The sequence below is a fragment of the Huijunlia imazamoxiresistens genome (genome assembly GCF_037132455.1).
GTDB classification, from domain to species: domain Bacteria; phylum Bacteroidota; class Bacteroidia; order Chitinophagales; family Chitinophagaceae; genus Flavisolibacter; species Flavisolibacter imazamoxiresistens.
Window position 1 is genome coordinate 1 of sequence record NZ_JBBBEI010000059.1, and the last position, 6,478, is coordinate 6,478.

Annotated in this window: 6 protein-coding genes; all 6 read right to left on the reverse strand. The window is 46.9% G+C overall.

What is annotated here, in order from left to right; all coding sequences use genetic code 11:
• Positions 1-1,370 precede the first annotated feature (1,370 nt).
• Positions 1,371-1,880 carry an SMI1/KNR4 family protein gene (locus V9K67_RS26570; protein WP_336728088.1) on the reverse strand — a complete coding sequence of 170 codons (510 nt, stop codon included), beginning with the start codon at positions 1,878-1,880 and terminating at the stop codon, positions 1,371-1,373.
• A gap of 268 nt (positions 1,881-2,148) precedes the next feature.
• A complete protein-coding gene (locus V9K67_RS26575) occupies positions 2,149-2,469 on the reverse strand; it encodes a type II toxin-antitoxin system PemK/MazF family toxin (protein WP_336728090.1) in 321 nt (106 codons plus the stop codon).
• Positions 2,456-2,818 carry a hypothetical protein gene (locus V9K67_RS26580; RefSeq protein ID WP_336728092.1) on the reverse strand — a complete coding sequence of 121 codons (363 nt, stop codon included), beginning with the start codon at positions 2,816-2,818 and terminating at the stop codon, positions 2,456-2,458. Before V9K67_RS26580 ends, V9K67_RS26575 begins: the two co-directional genes overlap by 14 nt.
• A 758-nt stretch (positions 2,819-3,576) precedes the next feature.
• On the reverse strand, positions 3,577-4,140 hold the full coding sequence (locus V9K67_RS26585; RefSeq protein ID WP_336728095.1) for a hypothetical protein: 564 nt from the start codon (positions 4,138-4,140) through the stop codon (positions 3,577-3,579).
• 206 nt (positions 4,141-4,346) lie between these two features.
• Positions 4,347-4,730, reverse strand: a complete 384-nt coding sequence (locus V9K67_RS26590; RefSeq protein ID WP_336728096.1) for a hypothetical protein — start codon at positions 4,728-4,730, stop codon at positions 4,347-4,349.
• Between the two features lie 171 nt (positions 4,731-4,901).
• Positions 4,902-5,573 (reverse strand): hypothetical protein, encoded by a 672-nt coding sequence (locus tag V9K67_RS26595; RefSeq protein WP_336728098.1) that lies wholly within the window; start codon positions 5,571-5,573, stop codon positions 4,902-4,904.
• Between the last annotated feature and the right edge of the window lie 905 nt (positions 5,574-6,478).

The window sequence follows — 6,478 nt, forward strand, 5'->3', positions numbered from 1 at the left end:
GAGGCATGGCTCTGAAAATGCAAACTGACTCAACTGACCGGCAACTATATTAATAACTGGTTGCCTTGCCCATAACGTCCGAGGGCTTGGAGAAGGTTGGGGATTTGAAAAGCCACAGCTTCGCCCCCTGAGCCACAGCCCAGCATAGTTTTGTAGCCTAAATATAGCACTTCCGCCCAACTTTCGCCAAGACCATGTAGGCAGCCGTGCGGTTGGTGTTGCCCGGAAACCAGCTCCAAAACAGTCGTAAAGCCCCAATGGTTATTGGCGCTTCGACAGCATAAGGAGCCAAAAAACACCCCCAAAGAAAAGGAACAAGCCTAACAGGAAACCAATAGTATTATTAACTGGAGCATTACCCAGCGGTGTCGCATACGCAAAACCTAATAAAACCCATCCGAGAATCATTATCCCTATTGAAAGAAGCTTTTTGCTTGTTTGATTCATTAACTAATAAGTTAGGCTTGCGGTAGGCCTGCTGCAAATCACATACGGCTTACTATACACCTTAATTTGGTTGTATGGGTTTTCAGAAATGGGCTTTGCCCTTTAAAAGGAAGGCTAATTCCCCACGGGGTGAAAGCTGAATAAAAAAGTCGCTTCAACTATTCGGCATCCGGAAAAAAGCCTCATCGAAGGACAGCGACCTGTCACCTGGAAGATTACTGCAAGAGGCTATAGAAGGCGGCAGCTCTGGATCTGTCTACCGAAAGCCCTTGCCCTATGACTGACTGAGGCTAAAACGGCGAGCGACTCCGGCATGGCTGCCTACGTGAAAGGGCTTGGCGAAGGAGCGGTATTTTTGCTTTGTAGCCTCACCCGTATTCCAAAGCCCGAAAATGATTTAAAGCTTAAATATAGCACCTCAGCCGCTCCTTTGCCAAGACCATGTTATGGGCGGGGCATCTTTCCACTGTCACGATATTCCAGGAAATGTGCGGAGGGTCGCGACCTGTCTGTCTTCCAGGGCCATTGGCAAAAGCCGGCGGAGGCTTTCTGCTGACCCCTATCAAATTTCAATAGCTGTCTCTTGGCCTGAAGTGGATCGAAGTGCGGAGGGCAGCCAACCCTTGGGAAAGGGTCTACAGTGGCTCTGCTGGAGGGGTTTGCAAAAAGCTGAAGCAACTTCCCCCGTGTCCGTCCCACAGAGGCCTAGCTCTGAAATAGCAAACCGCTTCAACTTACTGGCAACTATTTTAATAACTGGTTGCCTTGCCCATAACGTTCAACGGCTTTACGCGGTGCGGATATTCCGTGATCCGTCAGCCTAACTGAGGTACTGAAGATCCCCAAAGCTGCAAAGCGGAACCCATGTTCGTCAGCCCGCATTGCGAAAAACCGCTGTTAGCAGCGGCCTTGGGGGCGTCATTTCATTTTGCCCTACCGCTATAATGGTAATCTTCTAAAGTCCAGCCGATCATCACTTCTTCCACCCAGTCCAAAAAGCTGTCATTGCAGGTTTCAACTTCATCACGGTACTTGTATTCACAGTCATGCTGCCAGAAAATGACCGGACAAATCCCATCTTTGAATCTGGATAGGTCAAGGCAGTAATGATTGCCGGCCCCATCCGGAGAAAAGGGAACAAAATCGGCGAACATTGGGTTGCCCACCGCCTGGTGTTCAAACCGATAAACTGCATCCAGAGACTCAGCCTGGAACTCTGGCCCTAAACCAAGAACTTCAGCAGACGGTAGGGAAAAGTAGTTGTAATGCTTTAGTAAATACTTGAAGTCAGTTGGGAGCGTAAGGCCTAGGTGGGCCTCGAACCGCTCCAGCCGGTCGTCTGTTATTGGTTCTCCTAAGGAAGAGATGTCACCTGAGAAACGGCTTAGTTCAGTGAGTATCTTATCAGCTCTATCTTTTTCGAAAGTTCTCATATGGGTTGCTGCTAACGGCAGACTGTCTAAAAACTAAAATAAAGGCGATGAGAATTGAATAAATGATAATGTACTCCATCCCTTATCCGAATACATCTGCATTTTTCATGAGTTTTAAGACAGTCTGACGGTCGAGGGCTTGGCGAAGGAGCGGCATTTATGCCCTGCCGCTTCATCCTTATTCCACAGCCCATAAATAATTTAAAGTTTAAAATTAGCACTTCAGCCGCTCTTTTGCCAAGCCCATGTTGCCTGCCGTGCATTGAGTTTAGGAAAGTTGCAACAAAGTCTTGAGCTTGGAGTTAAGTTCTGCTATTTCTTCTCGAGATAGCTTGCCCAGAAGGCCACGGGCAAGTGAAATATCTAGGGTGGCGATCTTGCTAGTCCTTACAAGTGAGACTTTCTTTAACCCGTTAGCAGCGCTTGGCTGAAGCACCAAATCAGTAGGTTCCTGCCATCCTAGTTGTGAAGTTATGAAGCATACAGTTAGGTCGTCAGGAGTGTCCACAAGCACTACAGCCGGTCGAAGTTTGCTTCCGCTTAAATCAGTAAATGGAAAAGTGATCAGTACAATGTCAGCTTTTGCCATTGTACACTTCTTTAAGGTCGGATTCAGAATACAAATCCTCTTCCTCGCCTAGAAAGTTGAAAGCTTTGCTACTAGCAGTTATCTTTTGGATCCCCTGTGCTATTTGGCGTTCTTCATACTGCTTCATTACAAACTCAGCAAAGGTAGAAATCTCCTCAGCTTTATCCTCCGGAAGTTGGTTTATTGCCCGGAGAGTCCGTTCTATGATTGTTTGGCGGGTCATAATATAGCTTTCAGCCTCAAATATAGCATTTTCCACTTTTATGTCTGCCCCAGCATGGCAGGCAACGGTCAAGGGCTTGGCGTTGTGGCGGCATTCCTGCCCGTCCAGCCTCAGACCGATGCCCATAAATTTACAAAAGATGAGGGTAAAATCCTTAGCCAGGCGTTATTCCTCTAGCCGGAACTACAGCTGACCAATGAACCTAAAGCCGATGCAGTCCACCATCCCCGCCATTGCGCCAAGACCGCTGTTGTGGGCCGTGCGTTATGAGTCGCCCGGAAGCGCCAACAATACCTGAGCAAGGCCCCCGTCACCTGGCGAAAAGCTACAGGCCCGGAAAACAGGATACTACCCGTCTGCCGCTGGCATAAGCGGCCGGTCACCCCCTGTGCCGTGTCAAACGGAAAAAGCCGGCGGAAAGTAAAAGGCCAGCCCCTGTCCTGGCAATGGGATCGGAAAGCTCAAACCGGAAAAGGCATGGGCCCTGCGAATGAAGAGTCAAAAATGGGAAGCCGCTTCAACCCTCCTGACCAGCCTCAGGAAAAGGTCCCACCGAAAGCGATCGGTCTACTGGAAGACAACCACTAAGAAACAGGACCGGCTGCGGTCTTGCCGCTGTTTGCCGGAAAGGTCTTGTCCTACGTCCCGCTGCATAAAGAAGGCGACTCAGAGAATGGCCCACAACGTTCAGGGGCTTTGCGTCCGTGGCGGCATTCTGCGCTTGGTCGCCTTGGAACTGCAGCCCAAATTCGTTCTACTGCTGAAAATAAGATTTAAAAGTAAGGCCTTATTCGTCACGCCGGGACCTCAGCCGATCAGTGGCTAAAAGCCGAAGTTACTTCCGTCGGCCGGCCATGGTGCAAAGCCCCATGTTGTAGGCGATGTTATTTCTTTCGAAATTTAAGCGTCCGTAAAGCTTTCAAGACCTTTTTCTCATTCTCTGGCTTTAAGTTCTCGCCATACAGATTGAAACGGTCAACATCAGAACCTGAAGCCCACAAACTATCGATGTAAACTCCAGTCGTCCCAATGCCTGATCTTCTGGGATATACAATTTTAGCTTCGCGTCCATCGATTGTATCCCACAATACATTGTTATGTCTATACCTGTCCAGATCGACTCTCATTCGGTCTTGTACAAATATGACTGAACTTGTATCTACAAAAGATGTATCAATTGATCCCATCAGGCTGCTGTCTAGAATTGCCTGGTCATATTCATATAGTTTGTTGGAATACCAACCAAGATCAAAGCTTAACGTGTCTTTGTTGTCCATAGCGATTTTACCGATATAACTATCAAACCCCTTTTCTTTGATCGGCGTCCATGATTTCGGTGTTTCAATGGTGAAGGAGCCGAAGTCCATTGTCTTTGTGTCACGCTTAGGCTCTGATCTATTACAAGCGGTCAGTCCAAATATTGTAATTGCAATTAGAAGTCTTTTCATAGTCGGGAGAACATTGCCTACAACGTCCAGAGGCTTTGCGTTCGTGGCGGCTTTATGTGATTGGTCACCCTGGAACCGCAGCCCGGCTTTGTTTATTAGTTGACGATAAAAATTTAAAGTTTGGCTTTGTTCGTCAAGCCGGGACGCCAGCCGATCAGCGGAATAAAGCTGAAGTTACTTCCGTTGCCCCGCCATGATGCAAAGCCTCATGTTGGCTGCATACCTTTCTGGTAAACCAAATCCAGATCGTCTCCTTTCATTGGTATATCTTTAAAAGCGACAATTTCCCTTCCTAGTGCTGAAAGCAAGTCATTTGTCACCCTTTGATGCTCCAGAACTGAACCGTCCAGATAAATTGCTTTTCCATCCGGGAGCCGAATATCTATACACCATAATTCCTCCAACCCAAGAGTCGAATCCCAATAGATCCTGATTTGTTCAATTTGATCTAAATCATACCTTTTCTGTCCCCATAGGAAGTATGCGTAAATTTCTTTATCATTTAAGACAAGGTCTCCCTGCTTCCCAGGCTTCTCTGGATTTACTCTTTTGATTAAGACTGCCTTATTTAAAAGAAGGTTTAGTAGCATCGAATAGCGGGGAGTTTGCGAGGTTGCAGCCAACGTTCAACGGCTTTACGCAGTGCGGGCACTCAGTGATCCGTCAGTTCGACTAAAGTACTAAAGTTGCACAAGGCTGCAAAGCGGAGCCTATGTTCGTCAGCCCGCGTTGCGGGAAGCCGATGTTGGCAGCCGTATATATTAGGTAATTAACTCGTCAATTTTCACCTCAATATCTTTCAAAATAATGGCATTTAATGCATGTATATTGTCACTAAGCTGCTCCATGATAGATATAAGCTCACCAGATTTAGAATCTTCATCTGGTGAATGTTTAAAGACTGATCTTACTTTTCCGTCGGAAACTTTTGATATCACATAAACTACTCCGTCTAACGTAAAAAACTTACTTTTTGGAGATCTAGCTGACGTCATAACTTTGTCAAGCACGTAAAAAAGCTTGTCTCCAATAGACTTAACTAGAACAAGTTTAAATGACGTGCTATCAATTGTCGTTATTGTTTTGTCAGCGTAAAATACAGACCAATAGTTTTCTGTCAGTTTTGTGCAGGTCAACAAGTAATCATGAAGTCGCCTTGTAAGCACTAATAAATACTCTGGCTCAAAGGATGGCTTAACCAAAAAATAGAATTGATTTTCTTCTATGTTGCCCAGACTAAAAATTTGATTTAAATTTTGCTCATATAGGCAATTCAAGCCATCTCCCGAATTGCTCTCATACGGCTCAAAATAGTTTTGATCTTCAGCTCGCAAGAGTTCATTTTCATACTGTCGCTTAAGAAAGTCAAGTTTCTCAGCAGTATCAATTTTGCCGAATATTCCAACCTTTTTTTTATAATCCTCAAACGTCATGCTGTTGTCTTTGTAATGGCTGCCAACGGTAGAAGGCTTGCCGAAGGCCGGCCAGCCTTAATAAATGATTCAGGTTTAATGTCACCAGGCTTTTGGCAAGCCTATGTTATGGGCTGGGCTCCTGCCTCCTGTCACGATGTTACAGGAAATGTGCGGAGGGTCGCGGCCTGTCCGTCCACCAGGGCCGCTGGCAAAAGCCGGCGGAGGCATTCAGCTGACCCATATCAAATTCCATAGCTGTGCCTTGGCCTGAAGTGAATCGAAGTGCAGAGTGTGGCCAATCAGCGGAAAAGGATCCAACATGGCCCTGCTGAAGGGGGTTGCAAAAAGCTAAAGCAATTTCCCCTTTGTTTGTCCCACAGAAGGCAGTATCCTTAAGATGCCGGCCGGCTCAACTTACCGGCAACTATTTTAAGATCTGGTTGCCTTGCCCATAACGTGAAAGGGCTTGCCGAAGGCCGGCCGGCCTTAATGAATGATTCAAGTTTAATGTCACCAGGCTTTTGGCTGGGCTCCTATCTTCTGTCACGATATAACAGGAAATGTGCAGAGGGTCGCGACCTGTTCGTCCACCGGGACCATTAACTGATGCCGTCGGAGGCTTTCTGCTGACCCCTTTCAAATTTCATAGCTGTCTCTTGGCCTGAAGTGAATCGAAGTACAGAGTGCGGCCAACCAGCGGGAAAGTATCCAACTTGGCCCTGCTGGAGGTTGCCCTCAAAAAGCTAAGGAGCTTCCCCTGTGCCTGTCCCACAGAGGCAGGGCTCTGAAAAGGTGAGCCGCCTCAACTTACCGGCAACTATTTTAATAACTGGTTGCCTTGCCCATAACGTCAGTTTGTCTAAAAACTGATGTTTTGTTCGAATCTAAGGATTAATAAAGTCGTTACAAAGCCTTATGCGGCA